The sequence below is a fragment of the Pedobacter fastidiosus genome, from assembly GCF_014306625.1.
In the GTDB taxonomy this organism is placed as follows: Bacteria; Bacteroidota; Bacteroidia; order Sphingobacteriales; family Sphingobacteriaceae; genus Pedobacter; species Pedobacter fastidiosus.
On the sequence record NZ_JACRYL010000004.1, the window covers coordinates 272598 to 291732 of the forward strand.

The window sequence follows — 19135 nt, forward strand, 5'->3', positions numbered from 1 at the left end:
TGGATAGGGCTATTTTTTTCTTGATGCTTAAAAAAATATAAACAGCTTGTAGGCAAGTAAGCGATATTAACAACAGGGAAAAATCTATCCAAAGTGATTTTACTTCAGTAGACAATTGACTTTTGATTATCTGAAATTGGCCATAAAAAAGAATCAACAAAATTAATGATGGAATAATATTAATTACAATTAGCCATTTGGGATTAAGCAAGTTTTTCATTTTGAACAGCGTATTTATTAAGTAAATAGTTAATTAGTTTATAGGATGAAATCAAAAAGAAGAGGTAAATAAAAGTTCCTTCAGATTGGTGTATTAAAGATTGATATGGTTTAGGGAATGCGATGAATTTATTTATAAATATGGACGATGTTATTCTCGAGACATTTACAAAAATTGTTAAAACCCATCCGAAAAATAAAGTTATCGGGAGCGTTGCCATCTTTAAATTTTGATTTTTAAAATGATTAATGAGTAGGCAATACGTAACTAAAAAACTTATAAGCATGAAATTAAAACCCGAACACGCCTTTTCTATAGTGATGTTCAAATTTGAGTGATAATAGCCTAGATTTTGAATATAAGTACCTTTAGAGCCAATGATTAGGGATAAAAAATAATTAGTGGGGCCTAAAATAAAATTTAGGTTTTGAGTGCTAATTGTAGCATAAAAATATTTCAAAATTAGAAGTGTAAAAAGCCCCAAGCTGTAAAAGAAATTGTTGTTTATTTTCTTCATGATTATTTATTCAACCCAAAATATTCTGCCGTATTCCAATCCTGTAAATTCCACGATAGCCAGCTTACTTTTTCATAGCGTTCCTTAAAAAATCCAATCCGCTGATCGAGTTTATTAATTAGAACATCCTTCGGGTTTGCATAAATAGCCAGGCGGGTTTCAGATTCATTACCGGCGGATTTAGAGATCTTATTGCGATTTTTATCCAGTAATGGCAGGGTTTTTTCAGACAAGGAAATTAAGTAATCCGGATCTATTGAAACTGAGTCTGTATGATTAAGATTGTATTTCACAATTAGAACATCCCAATTTACAGTGCTGAATACAAGTAGTAATGCAAACCAGATATTTCCATTCGTTTTAAAGAGATAGAACAACGTTTTTTGTTTGGCAACTTTAACATAAACGGTAGCTAATCCAATAATACAAAGAATGGCAAATACCAAAACCCCAATTCGTTTATGGGTTAAGCCATGAAACTCGATATAATAACCATCACGAATAAATACAGAAATAATTAGGATGCAGTTTTGAATCATCCATGCGAATGCAAGAAAGCGCAGTGTTTTACTTTTGCTGTAAAAATTTAAGTTTCCTCTAAAGAAATATATTATAACAGCCATTGCCATTACAATACTGAAGATCAAAGAATTTGTACCTTGATGGAGCTCGCTTGAGAAATTACCAGAAGGCTTATAACCAAACCATAAAGTGGTGATATCAATTGCGTTTAGGGATAAAAGCAAAAGATTTAAGGAACCGAAAGAGATTAATCCAATAATGTACTCTGTTTTTAAAGCCAATTTTTTGTGCAAAAGGCCACCAGTAAAAATCTGTATAAACTCGAACCAAGCTGATTTTTGGTTTAAATGTCTTCTAATTCTTGATAACTGCTCTTTGCATTTAAACTCTGCGTTTTGCATACTCTTATCAAAAAAAGATAATAATATTCCACTTGTTAAAATTAAGCCGAAACAAAAGAAAGCGACCTGTGGCAAGTCTAAATCTTTAAAAAGGAAATTTATGATATCTCCTAAAGAATCTGCAATGCTATTCAAAGCCAATTCTACATAATGCGCAAATACATTGCTTGCTGCAGAATATAAACAGGTAAATACGGTTACAATAACAAGCGGAATTAAAATGTACTTTAATAATTTAAAAAAGGGTTTTAAATTAAAATTGCCAATTCTAACATCTGCTAAATTCTTTATGGCATTAAATGGTACTGTCACCATTTGCAAGAAACCTGCTAACATGGCTGTGAAAACTGTTCTAATTTGTTGATTATGAGCTATGCCAATAAATAAAAGCAAGCTGATGTAATACGTAACTAGTGTTAAATCAGAATTATTAATTACAACCAAGATGCCTGCCAATTGATGTGCTAAGGCATATATTTTTAATTTCTTACTCTTAATCACTTCAGGATTAGTAAAAGTTATAATCAACAGGTAAACGCTGTAAATAAGTAAGTTTAGTGCTAATCTTTCTTTCCAAAATAGAAAGTTAAAAAGCAAGCCACCCAATAGGGTAGACAAAAGCAGGAAGTTGGATTTATTTTTCATTTTTTATGTTTTGAATTAGAATTGAGATTGGGTAACCAGATAAAAACAGGCAAAAAAAGCAGGGATATTTGCTAAAAGAATCAAGAGCGAGATGGTAATATCCTTCCAATGATCTTGATGGATAATCATAGTGCCCAGTAACATTAGCAAAACAATTATATTGGCAAAAAATGCAATTACAGTGTATAGAAGGCCAAAACTCATCAAAAAACCTTCTTTGGTTAAAATGTAGAGGATTGTAATTAAAACCCCACTTACAAATGAGTAAAGGGAAATTTTTCTAGAAAAGCTGACAATGTAAAGCGGGTAATCATTTTCTGTTTTCATAATTTAAAAGTGCTTTGTATTTCAAAGTAAATAGTTAAAAAAAATAGATTATAGTTTTTTGATCATTTTTTCAAGCGCATCTAAATGTGCCTTAAATACCTGTTTGCCTAAAGGAGTAATCGAGTAGGTGGTGCTGGTTTTTCTGCCGATGAACCCTTTGTGCACCTTAATAAATTCTGCCTGTTCTAAAGTATTTAAGTGAGAGGCTAAATTCCCATCTGTTAATTCTAGCATTTGCTTTAAGTCGTTAAAGCCAATTTCGTTGTTTACTACAAGCATAGACATTACGCCCAATCTTATTCGGCTATCGAATATTTTATTTAAATCTGCTATGGGGTTTTTCATTCTTATTGGCCTCTCTCATATTTAAAATACATTACCAATCCGTAAATGATGTGTAAAATACCAAAACCTACAGCCCAAAAAATTAATCCATAACCCACATAAAACATACAGACTAAGCCTAAAAAAACTTCGCAAAAACCAAGGTATCGAATATCGCTGTACGTGTATTTACTTGCGTTAATGAGTGATAATCCATAAAAAATTAAACAACTCGGTGCAATAATGCTATAAGTATTTGGGTGATTAATAAGCAAAGCGATAATAAATAATCCGCCGGCAACTAAGGGAACCAATAAATTAATTAATAGTGATTTTGATGTCTTATCCCAAATTGGAAGATTATTCTGTTGACTTTTTCTATAGGTGAATAAAATTCCGCCGGCTAAAGCAATTAGGAGAACAAAAACACCAAGCTTTATCAAATTAAACTCTAAGTCCATTTCACCATCAACACCGTAGCCGTATCCTCGCTTATTAATATATTTATCAATCTCTTCATTAGCAAAATAAGCACCAATTAAAGCGATAACGCCAGCAAAAACTCCAGATAAACCGCTCAACGAAATAAATCTCGATGATCTATCCATCATTTGTCTAATGTCTTTTAATGCATTTAATTGTTCCTCTGGATTGCTCATTTTGAAAGTGCTTTGTTTTTCAAAGTTAAATAAGAAATTGGTAATTGCAAATTTTATTTTTAATAAGGTGATTTTATTGATTTCTTCCTTCGGGATGATTACACAGTTTAATCGACTGCACATATTTAAGGTTTGTTTTTAACTTTGATCTTTTAGCTTTAGTCTTTCCTCTTTTTGCTTCAGTCTTTCCGCTTTTTTACTAAATTTGAGCATGCTAAAAGCCACTGATATTAGAAAGTCGTACGGAAATTTACCCATTTTAAAAGGTGTTAATTTCGAAGTGCAAAAAGGAGAGATAGTAAGCATAATTGGCCCATCTGGAGCGGGAAAGAGCACATTACTGCATATTTTAGGCTCTTTAGATAAACCTGATGAGGGTACGGTAGAATTAAAGGATACAATGATTAGCAATTTAAGTGGCGATTTGCTAAGCAGTTTTAGAAATCAAAATATTGGTTTCGTTTTTCAGTTTCATCATTTGCTTCCAGAGTTTAGTGCTTTAGAGAATGTTTGTATTCCAGCGTTTATCGCTAGAAAATCCAAAAAACAAGCTGAGGATAGAGCTTTAGAATTATTGGATCTTTTTGGATTAAAAGATCGGGTTAATCACAAGCCAAATCAGCTTTCTGGTGGCGAACAGCAACGCGTAGCCATTGCGAGAGCCTTGGTAAATAATCCATCGATTATATTAGCTGATGAACCTTCTGGAAATTTAGATTCTGAAAATGCGTCGGCATTGCATCAACTTTTCGTTAGTTTGAGAGATAACTTTCAGCAAACTTTTGTAATTGTTACGCATAATGAACATTTAGCAAAAACGAGCGATAGGGTGGTAACCATGAAAGATGGGTTAATCGTATAAGACCAGGATTTTTCAGGATGATAAGATCATAGCGCAAAGGTCTTTGTGGTCAACTTTTAAATATTATTTATTCAACACAACTTTAATTTTGAAAATACTTATTACAGGTGGAAATAATTCTAAAGCCCTAAAGCTTTTAAAAGCGTTTCCCAATCATTTTGTTTTGCTGGCAGATTATGGAGAAATACCAATTGTTACTACAGATAAATATGCTTTTACGAGTTTGGGGGTGTTGAACAAAGAGAGCATTGCACACATTCTTTTAAATTTTTGCATCACCGAATCTATCGATTGTATTATCCCACTACACGATTTTGAGATCCAGCCTATTGCAAAGTCTTCTGTTCTGTTTGGAGAATATGGCATTCAGGTTTTACTTCCCGAGGCGGATAATATCGATGAATATTTTAAAGAAGGAAATAATATTTATTCAGATTTTGCAGTTTTCATAGCTGGTGAATGTATTTTTTCTACTAATCAAGATCTTCCAAAAACAGATTACAAAGACTTGAACGGTATTTTCGGTTTTGATAATCAGGATTTTAAACTTTTTACAATATAATATGGATGCATATCAATTAGCGAAAGATAAGCAGGTTGTAATTTTTGAACTTGATGATGTAATCTTTCCCGAAAAGGATTATTTATTGCAGGTATATTATCTTTTTGCGCAGTTTATAGAATATGCTGAGCAAAAGAATGCCCAAACTATTTTAGAATTTATGCGTGTAGAATACGAATCAAATGGAACGGATCATCTATTTGAGAAGACTGCCACTGAATTCGATCTAGCAGAAACCTATCAATATAACTTTGATTTATTGCACCAAAATGCCCGATTGCCATTAAAGCTTTTGCTCTTTAAAAATATTTTGGAGTTTATGCAGGAGTTGGTTATAGATCGTAAAAAGATATACATTGTAACTGCAGGAAATCCTGAACAACAGCTCAACAAAATTAAGCAAACAGAGTGGAATGGACTCGAAAAGTACCTCACTGTTTTCTTTGCAGATGAGCTGGGGCAACCTAAATCAGAAATTTTTCTAAACATACTAAGCAACAACAATTTATCATCAAATGAGGCGCTAGTGGTTGGTGCAAATAAATTTGATGAGGAGCAATCCAAATTAATTAATTTGCCGTATATTGTGTCACTAGAAATTTACAGATAATATAAAATATGCTTAGAAAATTTACTGCGCAAAATGCCTTTTTGTGCTTTATGTTAATTGTGTTGGGGATTACAACATCTTGTAAAAAAAATGATGCTGCTGCAGATGCAGATTCATCCATTTCCGAAAGTAATACCTTACAAACACCAACAACCAATCGAGATTATTTAACCCGAGATTCAATTTTTCTCTATGCAAAGCAAACCTATTTTTGGAATGTAGGAATGCCTAGCTATGATACTTTTAATCCCCGTAAGTATTCAACAAGCGAACAAGTTGTAACTGCGATAAGAGGTTTATCAAGCAATGGCGGGAAAGATAAATATTCTTTTATTGATGATGGATCTGTTGCTGGTCAATTGGGCGGAGTAGGTGGAGATTATGGTTTTTCTGCAAATTTTGATTCAAATAATCTACTTCGGATTAAATATGTTTATGGGAACTCACCTTCTGCTACTGCGAATTTAAAAAGAGGATTTACAATTACCAAAGTAAATGGCACTCCTGTTTCTCGAGCTTCTCAGGCTGATGTAGATTTTTTAAATGCAGCTATCTTCGGAAGTAATCCTTCTATTACTTTAACAGTAGAAAAGTTGGATAAAACAATTGCAGAGGTTACCGTAAACCGTGGCACATATGCAATTAATCCAATTTTATACACCAATACTTATACTGTTGGAGCTAAAAAATTAGGATACATTGTATTTAATAGCTTTACAACAAATGCTTCTACATTGCTTGATCAAGCTTTTGCGAAATTTACAGCAGATGGGGTAACAGAGCTTATTGTAGATTTAAGATATAACGGCGGTGGCTCAGTTGGTACGGCAGATGTTTTAACAAACTTGATTGCTCCATCGGCGCAAACGGGTAAGATAATGTACACTACTTATTACAACCAAACCATGCAAAATGCACAGGCTACAATTTTGGAGAACCAAAAATTCTATGCACAAGGCACTGATGGGGTTACGAGACTATATTCGTTTTTCGATTATTCCTTTAAGCCAACCATGGCGGCAGGAAATCAAGAATCGTTCAAAAAACGAGGGTCTTTAAATGTATCTCGAGTGTATTTTATTGTAACAGGCTCCACAGCATCAGCAAGCGAGTTGGTAATTAACAATTTAAAGCCGGTAATGGACGTTAAGTTAATCGGTCGTAAAACTTATGGTAAGCCAGTTGGATTTTTCTCTCTTCGCATCAATAAATCAGATTTATATATTCCTCAATTTCAAACTAAAAACTCTGTAAACTTTGGTGATTATTTTGACGGTATGACGGTAGATAAAGATATTGCAGATGACCTTAGCAAAGATTTCGGTGATCCTTCTGAACCCTTGTTGGCTCAAGCTTTATACTTTACGGCAAACGGGAGCTTCACTTCTTATTTAAAAGACAACTCTCTAAGCAGTACTTCTGCCGCTTCGAGAGCTTTGATTGATAACACCAACGATAAATTAAACCACGAGTTTAAAGGTATGGTTGAAACTCGAAAGATGAAATTTAAATAATAATTTTGTTTATAAATGGAAAGCCAGCATTTTAATGTTGGCTTTTTTATTAGCCTAAATATTACACGAAACCTGTGCTAAAGGTTGTTTTTTTTATAAAAAATTAATAAGCTTGTTTAACATTAATCGTTAAAGAGATACCATGCCGATAGAAATTGTAGAAAAAGAACATATAAGCTACTTAAATATTATAAACGCCAACGAAGATCATACCGATGAATTAAAAACTAAGCTAGCTGAGGCACAGCGTTTAGGAAATGAATTTAAGGCGAAAGCAGTTATAACATTTAATACTACAATAGGACCAAAAAGGGTCGATACTACAGTTTGGGCAGTTACCGAAAAATATTTGCAGCTCAAAAATAACATCCATATTCCGTTAAAAAGTTTAATTGACATTGATTTTTAAGCGACGATAAAAAAAGGAAATAAATCATCCCAAGCATTTATTCACCTTAGCTTAAATATTAATGAGTACGCTCCATAAAATTGCTTTAACATTTATAAAATCAATTGGCCCAGTAACTGCCAAAAATCTACTTGCTTATTGTGGCAGTGCCGAAAATGTTTTTTCAGCAAACCGAAAACAATTGTTGCAAATTCCAGGAATTGGAGAAAAAACAGTCGAAGCAATTTTAGGAACAAATGCTTTAGTTCGAGCTGAAGAAGAGCTGAAATTTGTTGAAAAACATGATATCGAAGTGCTTTTCTTCTCTGATGATAATTACCCAAAGCGCTTAAAAAACTGCTTTGATTCGCCAATACTATTATATTTTAAGGGCAAGGCAGATTTAAATCATCCTAGGATTTTAAGCATTGTGGGTACTAGAAATGCTACAGAATATGGGCGCAATTTATGTAAGCAACTAATTGAAGTATTGGCACCATACAATGTTTTGGTTGTTAGCGGTTTGGCTTATGGGATAGATGTTGCGGCACATAAAGAATGTATCGCAAATGATGTAGCTACAGTTGGCGTTTTAGGTCATGGGTTAGATAGATTATATCCACAGCTCCATAAAAATGTATCTCAAAAAATGGTTTTGAATGGAGGCTTGCTAACCGAATTTCCGATACTTACCAATCCAGATCGCCAAAATTTCCCACAACGGAATCGGATTATTGCCGGCATTGCAGATGCAACCATAGTTGTAGAAGCTTCATTAAAAGGTGGTGCATTAATTACAGCAGAAATCGCAAATTCTTATAATAAAGATGTTTACGCATTTCCAGGTAGAACGAATGATTTATTTTCGGAAGGATGTAATTTTCTAATTAAGACCAATAGGGCAGGACTGATTAACAATGCTAACGATTTAATTTATTATTTAGGTTGGGATAATGAAGTAAAAGAGAAGAAAAAGCAAGCTCAAACCGCTTTACATATCAACCTTACAGCTAATGAACAAAAAGTTGTAGATGCGCTTAAAAATGGGCAGTTGGCGATCGACGAGTTATCAATAGAATTGAATATTCAACAAAGCAAACTCGCAATCGTAATCCTTACGCTAGAAATGCAGGGAATTATTGTTTCTCTGCCAGGAAAGATTTATAAACTTGCGTAATAGTTAGCCTTCCTTTCGACTGGAGCACCGTATAGTGGAGAAATCTTTGAACTTAATTTTAACAATTGGCAAAGAATTATCCTGCTTCACTCAAAATGACGACTAAAAATTAATATTGAAGCTTTACTATGCTAAATCACCGTAAACCCAAAATTCAAAATTGAATTTTACCCAATAATCAATCTATAATGCCTATCATTTTTATAGATTAAGCAATAAAATTCTATTATATTTTAATAATCGAAATTATGTTTCAAATAAAATATAGTTTATAAAATACTTAATGCCTTTGCTTAATTTTGCTTCCATGTGGTACAATAATATTTTAGAAACCATTGGCAACACGCCACTGGTAAAATTAAACACGATAACAAAAGGAGTTCCTGGAACAATTCTGGCCAAAATAGAAACAACTAATCCTGGTAATTCAATTAAAGACCGTATGGCGGTTAAAATGATTGAAGATGCTGAGAAAAGTGGTAAACTAAAACCAGGTGGAACTATTATTGAAGGAACTTCGGGAAATACAGGAATGGGCCTTGCAATGGCTGCAATCATTAAAGGCTATAAATGTATTTTCACCACAACAGATAAACAATCAAAAGAAAAGGTAGATGCTTTGCGAGCTTTTGGAGCTGAGGTAATTGTTTGTCCTACAAACGTAGAACCAGAAGATCCACGTTCTTATTATTCGGTTTCTTCTCGTTTAGAGCGTGAAGTTCCAAATTCTTGGAAACCAAATCAATATGACAATTTAGCCAATTCCCAAGCACATTACGAATCTACTGGTCCCGAAATTTGGGAACAAACGGAAGGTAAAATTACACACTTAGTTGTAGGTGTAGGTACTGGTGGTACAATATCTGGAACAGGAAAATATTTAAAAGAAAAGAATCCAAATATTAAAGTTTGGGGAATTGATACTTATGGATCTGTTTTCAAAAAATATAAAGAAACTGGAATTTTCGATAAGGATGAAATTTATCCTTACATAACTGAAGGTATTGGAGAAGATTTCTTGCCAGCGAATGTAAATTTTGATGTGATCGATTTATTCGAAAAAGTAACAGATAAAGATGCGGCATTAATGACGCGTGATATCGCCCGTAAGGAAGGTATTTTTGTTGGAAATTCTGCTGGTGCTGCAATAGGTGGTTTAATTCAGTTAAAAGATAAATTGAAACCAGAAGATATAGTCGTGGTTATTTTTCACGATCATGGAAGCCGTTATATGGGCAAAATGTATAATGAAGATTGGTTGCGAGAACGTGGATTTTTGCAAGATGAAAAACTAACTGCCAAATCAATTTTAGCTAAAAAAGACTCGACAGAAATTGTAACACTTGATGCTACCAAATCTGTTTTAGAAGCCATCAACACCATTAAGTCGATGAATATTTCTCAAATTCCGGTCACTCAACAGGGAATGATTGTTGGTAAAATTGCTGAAAGTGACATTCTTACCGCTTTGTTAGAAAATCCAGGTTTGAAATCGGCACCAATTTCAGAAATCATGACCGCTACTTTTCCTTTCGTTGATTTAAATACTTCAATTGATAAAATTTCATCACTGATTAATAAGGAAAATTCTGCTGTTTTGGTAGAAGATGAATCAGGTAAAATTGAAATCATCACGCAGTATGATATTATAAATGCGATTTCGGGGTAACCCTTTCTATAGTTTCTGTTGGTCGAGATTTGAAATCTCGATCATACAGTTTTAATATATTAAGGATTAAAAATCCTAAGTTCTTTAAGACGGGACTGCAAATCTCGACTAACAAGACTAAAGAAAAGATATATACACCAGAAGTTAATTTTTAAAAATGGTGGTTATTGCGAGGGAGAGCCTATTCCGACTTTACGAGAAAGCAATGCTACAATTATCGCTATACTTTAAACTATTAAGATTTGCCCCTCCAAAGGACGCTTTTTAACATTGTGTATCCAGGCGATGGCTACGGTAGTAGACTCTATTTTACATTATCTATAACTATAAATGCATAAAAAAAGTCATTAAGATAAAATCTTAATGACTTTTTATTTATTTAATTAACGCTTAGAATCTTACTCCAAAAGTTAAAAATACGTTGTTTCTTGTTGTTTTAACATCAGCCAATGGTTCAGAGTAGTCGTTCAATTCGTAAGGACTAGAGTTGAAATTGGTTTGGAAGTTTTGATAAGTTACATCTACATAATAATTATCTACACGATAACCAATACCGCCAGAATAATATTTTTGTTCGTAAAATTTATCTACGCCATCTTTAATTCCACTTCCATTTACACCATAACCACCTCTTAAACTCAATTCGTTACTCACTTTAATTTCTGCACCGAAGCGATAATTAACGGCTTCTTTGTAAGAATTTTTGATGAAGGCGTTGTTGCTGTTTATCGTTGTTAAATCAGAACCTTCATCAGCAGAAAATCTCATTGTGGAATAATCTACGTAATCAATATCAGCTGATATTAAAGCTCTACCGCCAATGATATAACTAGCACCAGCAGATGCTTTTAGTGGTGTACGCAAGTTATAGGTAAAGGTGTAGTTCTGATTTGGATTGTTTGAGTTATATCCAGTCAACTGACTGTTCACACTTTCGTTAGAATTATCCTGAACATTCATCCAAGTAGGAGATTGGAAGTTAACACCAATACGGAATTCATTTACAGGTTTGAAAATCATACCAACTTTTAAATTTACACCAGAACCTTTTGTTTCTTGGTTTCTAGTATAGTTTAAAATGTAATTTTCATTTCCCTCATACAAGTTTGTGCTTTCGTTAAAAGAGTTTAAAACTCCAGATTCGGTATAACTCGCATCGCTAATGTAACGAACGTTAACAAAACTCACTGCACCTCCTAAATAGAATTTGTTTGAGAAATTTAAGGCTCCAGCCACATTAAATTCTGAAGTAGAACCTAAACGAGATTCGTTCCAATTCTGTTTGAAGCTTGTACCTGTGTAGGGCTCTGCAGAGAATGAATTTGGATAACTTGGCGTGTTTCTGTTAATCAAGTAACTATCATAAGCATCACCAGCTAATGTCCCATCAATTCCATAAGCATTTGCTTGCTCGGCCAACGCATCACGATAAGAACTATTTGCATTTGTTCCGCTGTATTGAAATTGATTAAAGAAATCGTTATTCCTATTGTAACCAACACCTAAAACGGCACTTACCACACCTTTCTGAGTATCAGAACCTTTTGCCTTATAAGTTGGGCTGTAAAAAACTACACCTAAGTTATTTAAGTTGATCTGTCCTTTAGAATCTTTAGTCGCATTACCTAAAAAAGTGCTTTGGTTAGATACGCCATTATATTCTGGAGTGATGCTAAATTCGGATTTTGTGAACAAGCCCAAACCTGCTGGGTTTGCACCTATAGATCCCATATCTCCACCAACACCAATTTGTGCACCGCCCATTGCTTTAAATCTAGCGGTACTTCCATAACTACTTTGGGAGAAACGATAGGCATCTGGCGCATAACTTTGCGCATATAATGTCCCTGTAGCAGTTACTGTAACCGCTATAAAGGTTAAAATTATTCTTTTCATCTTATGTTTAATTGTGTGTTGCTGATATTAACCTCTTCCTGCTCTACCTGGTCTAGCGCCACCGCCACCACCGCCAGAACTGCTTCCGCCACCGCTCGATCCACTACTTGATGGTGGTGGAGAATAACTTGGTGCAGGTCTTTCCTCACGAGATGGTCTACTCATTTGAGGTTGTGGCTGATTTGGTTGATTGCTAGGTTGAACATTTCTAGTTGGGCGACCGTTATTTGGATTGGTAGAACTTACCGCACCATTGTTACCACCAATAGTTGAAGAAGATCTTCCCGGTCTGCCATAATTAGGTGCAACAGTGGCACCGCCTCTTGGTACTCCAGTATCATTACTTCCAGGTCTTGGTCTAAAAGTTCTATTAGAAGCTACTCCGCCTCCATAGTAACCGCCGCCACCACCATAATATCCTCCGCCGCCGTAGTATCCGCCACCCCAACCGTAGCGATCATAATAAGAGTTTGGTCCCCAAGAATTCCATCCATAGGGATTGTTGTATCCGTAACCGAAGTTGCCATAGTAGAGTGGATTGTTCCAGATGCTGCCATAGTAGCCACCGCCCCAATTAAGGCCATAACCGTTATTCCAGCCTAAGCCAAATCCTAAGTAATTATTGTTATAGTAAGAATTATCGAAATAAGGATCATAATAACCTCTCCAAGAATAGCCGTTGTAAAAACGATTAATTCTAGAAGAATAATCCATATCGTAATAAGGATTACTTGTGCCATAATATTCATCATATTCAGCTTGATTTTGACCTTGAGCCTGTTGTGTTTGTACAGGGGCCATATATTCAACCTCTTTGGCTTGCGCTACGCTGTTGTAAACATCATCGCTAATGGTTTTTTGAGCCAATTTTGGTGTGGAGCATGATGCAACCAACCCAGCGGCTGCAATCAATACAATGGGGAAAAATTTAATTGGTTTCATTGTGTTTATATTTAGTTGTGTGTGTCAACAAGATAATAAAAAGCTTTTAAATTTTGCTCGCCAATAACGATATAGTTGGTCACATTATTGTTTTAAAATCAATGCATTCAATTCTTAATCGTTTTGTAGGCATAAATTTATAAATTTGTGGCTTAATTTCACATTATTTAACATACAAATTACGTTCCAAATACATAATATGAGCAAAGAAATTACAAGCAGAGAAGCAGATTATTCCCAGTGGTATAACGATATTGTATTAAAGGCAGATTTGGCAGAACACTCTGCCGTTCGTGGATGTATGGTTATTAAGCCCAATGGCTATGCTATATGGGAAAAAATGCAGGCCGTTTTAGATAAAATGTTTAAAGATACCGGGCATCAAAATGCATATTTCCCTTTGTTCATCCCTAAGTCATTTTTTTCTAAAGAAGCATCTCATGTAGAGGGCTTTGCAACAGAATGTGCCGTTGTAACACATTACCGTCTAAAAAATGATGGCAATGGCAACATCGTTGTAGATGAAACCGCTAAATTGGAAGAAGAGCTGATTGTTCGTCCAACTTCAGAAACCATAATTTGGAATACATACAGAGGCTGGATCCAATCCTACCGTGATTTACCTATTTTAATTAATCAATGGGCAAATGTTGTACGTTGGGAAATGAGAACTCGTTTGTTTTTACGTACGGCAGAATTTTTATGGCAAGAAGGGCATACCGCTCATGCAACCGCTCAAGAAGCAATTGAAGAAACGGAACGTATGTTGCATATCTATGCTGATTTTGCTGAAAACTGGTTAGCCGTTCCAGTGATTAGAGGTCGTAAATCTCCTAATGAAAGATTTGCTGGAGCCTTAGATACCTATTGCATTGAAGCTTTAATGCAGGATGGAAAGGCACTTCAGGCTGGAACATCTCACTTTTTAGGACAAAACTTTGCTAAAGCCTTTGATGTTAAATTTACTGGAAGAGATGGTAAGTTAGATTACGTTTGGGCATCATCTTGGGGTGTTTCTACCCGTTTAATGGGTGCTTTGGTTATGGCACATAGTGATGATTCAGGTTTAATTATTCCACCGAAATTAGCGCCAATTCAAGTTGTAATTGTGCCTATTTACAAAAGTGATGAAGATTTGGCCAAAATAACTTCTTACGTTAATGAATTATCGATGAGGTTAAAAGGCTTAGGTGTATCTGTTAAATATGATGACCGTGATACACAACGCCCGGGTTTTAAATTCGCAGATTATGAATTAAAAGGAGTGCCGATTCGCATTGCGATTGGTGGCCGTGATTTGGAAAATAAAACCGTTGAGGTTGCGCGTAGAGACACCAAATTAAAGCAGACTATTCCGCAGGAAGGGCTGGATATTTACATTATTAAATTATTGGAAGATATTCAAGCTGCTATGTTCAACAAGGCATTGGCTTATAGGGACGAACACATTACTGAAGCCAATAGTTATGATGAATTTAAGCAATTGCTTGATGGTAAAGCTGGATTTATTTCTGCCCATTGGGATGGAACTTCAGAAACTGAGCAAAAAATTAAAGACGAAACTAAGGCCACAATCCGTTGTATTCCTTTAGATAATAAACTGGAAGATGGTGTGTGTATTTATTCGGGAAACCCATCAACACAAAGGGTATTATTTGCAAGAGCTTATTAAATTAGAATGTAAAATCGATCAAGATATGACTGAGGTTTCAGAATCTTATCTCGACCCACATCTCAACACAAAAAAATGAAATTCGCAACAAAAGCTATACACGCAGGTCAAGAGCCTGATCCAACAACTGGTGCCGTAATGACACCGATTTATCAAACATCTACTTACTGGCAAAAATCGCCTGGCGATAATAAAGGCTACGAGTATTCTAGAGGTACAAACCCAACCCGTAAAGCTTTGGAAGATTGCCTTGCTGCTTTAGAAAATGCCAAGTACGGATTAGCTTTTTCTAGTGGAATGGGTGCTACTGATGCCGTTTTAAAATTGCTTCAACCCGGTGATGAAGTGATTACTGGAAATGATTTATACGGAGGTTCTTATCGAATTTTTACTAAAATCTTCAGTAAATATGGTATCAAATTTCATTTTCTGGATCTTTCTAAACCAGAGAATATGTTGCCATATATCAATGATAAAACAAAATTGGTTTGGATTGAAACACCAACCAACCCAACCATGCAAATTATTGATATTGAGGGTGTAGCGAAGATTACAAAGGAAAAGAATTTGATTTTAACAGTCGACAATACTTTTGCTTCACCTTACTTACAAAACCCAATTGATTTAGGTGCTGATATTGTAATGCATTCGGTTACGAAATATATTGGTGGTCACTCTGATGTGGTAATGGGTGCTTTGGTTACAAATGATGAGCAACTTTATAAAGATCTTTGGTTTATTTACAATGCATGTGGCGCAACTCCAGGTCCACAAGATTCTTTCTTGGTTTTAAGAGGAATTAAAACTTTGCATTTGCGAATGAAGGCACATTGTGAAAACGGTGAGCGTATTGCTCATTACTTAAAAACACACCCTAAAGTTGATAAGATTTACTGGCCGGGTTTTGAAGATCATCCAAATCATGATGTGGCGAAAAGACAGATGCGTGGTTTTGGAGGAATGATTTCCATAACTTTAAAAGGTGCAGATCTTCAGGAAACTTTTAGAATTTCATCTAATTTCAAAGTATTTACATTGGCCGAATCTTTAGGTGGTGTAGAATCTTTAATCAATCATCCAGCAACTATGACGCATGGTTCAATCCCTAAAGAAGAACGTGAAAAAGTTGGTGTTACCGATAACTTATTGCGTTTAAGCGTTGGTGTAGAAGATATTGATGATTTATTGGAAGATTTAGAAAACGCTTTGAAATAAGCTGAATCAAATATTAAGTAAAAGTCATTCGATAGATAAGGGCATTTGCCAATATTTTTCGAATGGCTTTTTAGTTTAAATACAAATGGATTTTTTAGAACTTCGGAATTTTCTTGATCAAAAGGTTGAACAATATAATCAACCCAATTTTATTGCGAACGATCCAGTTTGTATTCCGCATTTGTTCGAAAAGAAGCAGGATATAGAAATCTCCGGATTTTTTGCTGCGATTTTGGCTTGGGGGCAGAGGAAAACAATTATCAATAAGTGTAGAGAATTGCTGGAAAGAATGGATAATGCGCCTTACGATTTCGTTCTCAATCACAGCGACAAAGATTTAAAAGGACTGTTGGGTTTTAAGCATCGAACTTTTAACGATACCGATTTACTTTATTTTATTGCCTTTTTTAAAGTTCATTACTTGCAATTTGAAAGTTTGGAGCAGGCATTTGTTCCTCAACAGAGTATTTATCAATCAGAATACCTACAAATTAATACCGTAAGCACTGAGGTCGAATCCGCATCTGCTGTATGTTTGTCGGAAGAGCCTAATTTTACTATTGAGCAAGCTTTGAATCATTTTAGAAGCTATTTTTTCTCTCTTGAGGATTTTCCTCATCGAACAAAGAAACACATTTCATCGCCTACTCAAAAATCTACCTGCAAACGTTTAAATATGTTTTTGCGTTGGATGGTTAGAACGGATAATAGGGGTGTAGACTTTGGAATCTGGAATACAATCAAGCCAAAAGATCTGATTTGCCCTTGTGATGTGCACGTTGATCGGGTAGGGCGATTGTTAGGACTGATTAACAGAAAGCAAACCGATTGGCAGACCGCTATAGAGCTAACGGAGAATTTAAGTCAATTTGATGCTCAAGATCCTGTAAAATACGACTTTGCGCTTTTTGGTTTGGGTGTAGAAAAAATCTTATAAAGAGACATTTTATTGAGAAATGTCAAAAAAAACTTCATTATCTCAATCTATCTTCTTATTATTACAGAGTAGTTTAATATTAAAATAGACTAAGTCCATCCTTATAATCGCTTAAAAAATGATTGCAGTTAACCTCTCTGATGAAGATAGATGGAAAAGATTCAATAATTTTTCGCCTCTCATCTCAATCTTCAAGAAATTTCATCCATTAAATGATGAGATTGAACGACGCATAAATCAGCATACTTTTCCTGTAAGTTATAAAAAAAATAAATTTCTTGTTTCTCCTGTAGATCGTAATAAATACCTTTTTTTAATTGTTAAGGGTGTGGTTAGAGGTTTTATTAAAGATGGAAAAACAGAAATTACAACTTGGATTGCCAAAGAAAACGAAGTTGTTGGTACAATACGCAATCTATGGATAGAAGGAGATTCTGAAGAGTATCTGCAGGCATTGGAAGACGTAGAATTAATTGCCATTCCGCATGTATTGTCCGATTATTTATACGAGAATTTTCCTGAGGCAAATATTGTAGGTCGAAAAATGATGGAGCTTTATTATAGATCTGCAGAAGAAAGAGCTTATCTATGTAGAATCTCATCCGCTGAAAAAAGGTACAAACGCTTTTTGCTTTCTTTCCCAGATTTAATCAATCGAGTTTCTCTTAAATATATCGCATCATTCCTAGGTGTTCGTTTAGAAACACTTAGCAGAATAAGAGCTAAAATTTAAATTTTTAGCGATCATCTAATTTGTTAAACGAATTTAGGTTTCGTATTCAGAAATATAAAGTTTCTTATCCCACTAAAGACTTAAAACGGCTTTCTATTTGTGTATGTAATCATACCTAATTAACGAAAGTTGTTGATAATTGTCAAAAAAAAATCTCTTCAATTTTAGTAGTCCTGATCTGTAAAAAAAAGTTTCTCTTTAATTAATTGACCTGTAATGCTGTTTAGCGTTTTGTTGGATATTTATTTCCTTTTTGAAATCAAATCATAGGTTTTGCTTCTGCTTAAAAGGTTCTAAAAAGTTTGCGTTAGATGTCTTATTACAAAGGTTTTTGTTATTTCAATTAATCTATAAGATTTTGGTAGTCAGTTAATTATGTATATTTTTATGCTAAAAATGCCCTATTTGTTCTTCTACTAAAACTAAGTTTAATTAAACTTTCCATGTCATTAGTCATTAGGGTTTTGTAGTATTTCTATCTACATCATAAAATATAAAAATGGCATCTTTAAATAACTTTTAACGCTTTATAAAAAATCTTGTAGATGTTAAAAGTTAAATTATGGGTTTACTTATATATTTTAACATACATAAATCAAGGAGAGAAGCTGTCTAATTAATAATATAAAAAATACAGTTTTCGTATAATAATATATAAATTTTGTTAAATTGCACAATATATTAAGTAAAATGAAAGCAAAGAATGCCGGAAGTACATTTACTGTACTTATTGCTGATGATCATGAAATCATCCGCCGAGGACTAAAAAGTTTGATATCTGATTTTTGGGCGGGTGTAGAAATCATCAACGCAACAACATTGGAGCAGGCTTTGGTTGAGGTTGAAAAATCTCCCAACTTAATCATTATAGATGTGAATTTGCCAGGCGGAAATAATTTGAAAGTTATCGATCAAATTAAATTGGTTCAATCGAACGCAAAAATTCTAGTGTTTTCATCATTAAATGAGAATATTTATGCTGTACCATACTTAAAGGCAGGGGCATCAGGATACTTAACTAAAAATGCTGAAGAATCTGAAATCGTTACGGCAATAACAACTATTTTAGCTGGAAGCCGTTATTCTAGCAGAAATGTTAAGGAGAATATGTTTAACAGTATTCTTGGTAATGATGCCGATAATCCTTTCACCAAACTATCTGGTAGAGAATTAGAAGTTGCAGAACTTTTAACCAAAGGTATTGGAGTATTAGAAATCTCCAATCAGCTAAATTTACAAATGGGTACTGTAAGTACTTACAAGCTTAGACTTTTCCAAAAATTGAAGATAAAAAGTATTATCGAATTGGCTGAAAAAATGAGCATTTACGAGAAATAAGAAAT

20 protein-coding genes are annotated in these 19135 nt (G+C 34.3%); 12 read left to right on the forward strand and 8 right to left on the reverse strand.

The annotated features are described in order from the left end of the window. The 6 genes from H7U22_RS22825 to H7U22_RS06325 all read right to left on the reverse strand — a co-directional run. The coding region (locus H7U22_RS22825) for a hypothetical protein (protein ID WP_222621806.1) at window positions 1-220 on the reverse strand (220 nt) is incomplete at its 3' end. Beyond that, the gene (xrtK, locus tag H7U22_RS06305) at window positions 204-737 is read right to left on the reverse strand and encodes an exosortase K (RefSeq protein WP_187070496.1); all 534 of its coding nucleotides are present in this window, start codon (window positions 735-737) and stop codon (window positions 204-206) included. The genes H7U22_RS22825 and xrtK, both read right to left, overlap by 17 nt. 2 nt (window positions 738-739) lie before the next feature. Further along, the gene (locus tag H7U22_RS06310) at window positions 740-2305 is read right to left on the reverse strand and encodes a DUF4153 domain-containing protein (protein WP_187070497.1); all 1566 of its coding nucleotides are present in this window, start codon (window positions 2303-2305) and stop codon (window positions 740-742) included. A 15-nt stretch (window positions 2306-2320) separates the two neighbouring features. After that, window positions 2321-2632 (reverse strand): hypothetical protein, encoded by a 312-nt coding sequence (locus tag H7U22_RS06315; RefSeq protein ID WP_187070498.1) that lies wholly within the window; start codon window positions 2630-2632, stop codon window positions 2321-2323. A gap of 48 nt (window positions 2633-2680) precedes the next feature. Next, complete coding sequence (locus tag H7U22_RS06320) at window positions 2681-2977, reverse strand: winged helix-turn-helix domain-containing protein (protein ID WP_187070499.1); 297 nt, start codon at window positions 2975-2977, stop codon at window positions 2681-2683. Between the two features lie 2 nt (window positions 2978-2979). Next, on the reverse strand, window positions 2980-3738 hold the full coding sequence (locus H7U22_RS06325; RefSeq protein WP_248284691.1) for a hypothetical protein: 759 nt from the start codon (window positions 3736-3738) through the stop codon (window positions 2980-2982). A gap of 88 nt (window positions 3739-3826) precedes the next feature. Here H7U22_RS06325 and H7U22_RS06330 point away from each other — a divergent pair, with 88 nt between their 5' ends. The 7 genes from H7U22_RS06330 to H7U22_RS06360 all read left to right on the forward strand — a co-directional run bounded on the left by H7U22_RS06330 (window position 3827) and on the right by H7U22_RS06360 (window position 10397). Further along, a complete protein-coding gene (locus tag H7U22_RS06330) occupies window positions 3827-4477 on the forward strand; it encodes an ABC transporter ATP-binding protein (protein ID WP_187070500.1) in 651 nt (216 codons plus the stop codon). Window positions 4478-4565: 88 nt separating this feature from the next. Then, entirely contained in the window at window positions 4566-5039 is a 474-nt protein-coding gene (locus H7U22_RS06335; protein WP_187070501.1) for an ATP-grasp domain-containing protein, read from the forward strand. Window position 5040: 1 nt separating this feature from the next. Beyond that, window positions 5041-5649 carry an HAD hydrolase-like protein gene (locus H7U22_RS06340; RefSeq protein ID WP_187070502.1) on the forward strand — a complete coding sequence of 203 codons (609 nt, stop codon included), beginning with the start codon at window positions 5041-5043 and terminating at the stop codon, window positions 5647-5649. Between the two features lie 8 nt (window positions 5650-5657). Further along, window positions 5658-7163, forward strand: coding sequence for a S41 family peptidase (locus H7U22_RS06345; RefSeq protein ID WP_187070503.1), 1506 nt, complete (start codon window positions 5658-5660; stop codon window positions 7161-7163). Between the two features lie 142 nt (window positions 7164-7305). Further along, complete coding sequence (locus H7U22_RS06350) at window positions 7306-7572, forward strand: hypothetical protein (protein WP_187070504.1); 267 nt, start codon at window positions 7306-7308, stop codon at window positions 7570-7572. A gap of 61 nt (window positions 7573-7633) precedes the next feature. Further along, window positions 7634-8728 (forward strand): DNA-processing protein DprA, encoded by a 1095-nt coding sequence (gene dprA, locus H7U22_RS06355; protein ID WP_187070505.1) that lies wholly within the window; start codon window positions 7634-7636, stop codon window positions 8726-8728. A 307-nt stretch (window positions 8729-9035) separates the two neighbouring features. Further along, window positions 9036-10397, forward strand: coding sequence for a pyridoxal-phosphate dependent enzyme (locus H7U22_RS06360; RefSeq protein ID WP_187070506.1), 1362 nt, complete (start codon window positions 9036-9038; stop codon window positions 10395-10397). A gap of 390 nt (window positions 10398-10787) precedes the next feature. Here the strand turns inward: H7U22_RS06360 and H7U22_RS06365 are convergent, their stop codons facing one another. Next, entirely contained in the window at window positions 10788-12293 is a 1506-nt protein-coding gene (locus tag H7U22_RS06365; protein WP_187070507.1) for an OmpP1/FadL family transporter, read from the reverse strand. A gap of 27 nt (window positions 12294-12320) precedes the next feature. After that, window positions 12321-13235 (reverse strand): hypothetical protein, encoded by a 915-nt coding sequence (locus H7U22_RS06370; protein WP_187070508.1) that lies wholly within the window; start codon window positions 13233-13235, stop codon window positions 12321-12323. A 199-nt stretch (window positions 13236-13434) separates the two neighbouring features. On the opposite strand from H7U22_RS06370, the gene proS reads away from it, so the two are divergent. The 5 genes from proS to H7U22_RS06395 all read left to right on the forward strand — a co-directional run bounded on the left by proS (window position 13435) and on the right by H7U22_RS06395 (window position 19130). Further along, a complete protein-coding gene (proS, locus tag H7U22_RS06375) occupies window positions 13435-14907 on the forward strand; it encodes a proline--tRNA ligase (RefSeq protein ID WP_187070509.1) in 1473 nt (490 codons plus the stop codon). Between the two features lie 42 nt (window positions 14908-14949). Next, the gene (locus H7U22_RS06380; RefSeq protein ID WP_317172949.1) at window positions 14950-16122 is read left to right on the forward strand and encodes a cystathionine gamma-synthase; all 1173 of its coding nucleotides are present in this window, start codon (window positions 14950-14952) and stop codon (window positions 16120-16122) included. Between the two features lie 85 nt (window positions 16123-16207). Further along, window positions 16208-17059 (forward strand): TIGR02757 family protein, encoded by an 852-nt coding sequence (locus tag H7U22_RS06385; protein ID WP_187070511.1) that lies wholly within the window; start codon window positions 16208-16210, stop codon window positions 17057-17059. 118 nt (window positions 17060-17177) lie between these two features. Further along, window positions 17178-17792, forward strand: coding sequence for a Crp/Fnr family transcriptional regulator (locus H7U22_RS06390; protein ID WP_187070512.1), 615 nt, complete (start codon window positions 17178-17180; stop codon window positions 17790-17792). Between the two features lie 690 nt (window positions 17793-18482). Beyond that, window positions 18483-19130: a response regulator gene (locus H7U22_RS06395; RefSeq protein WP_187070513.1), complete on the forward strand. Its 648-nt coding sequence runs from the start codon at window positions 18483-18485 to the stop codon at window positions 19128-19130. Window positions 19131-19135 lie beyond the last annotated feature (5 nt).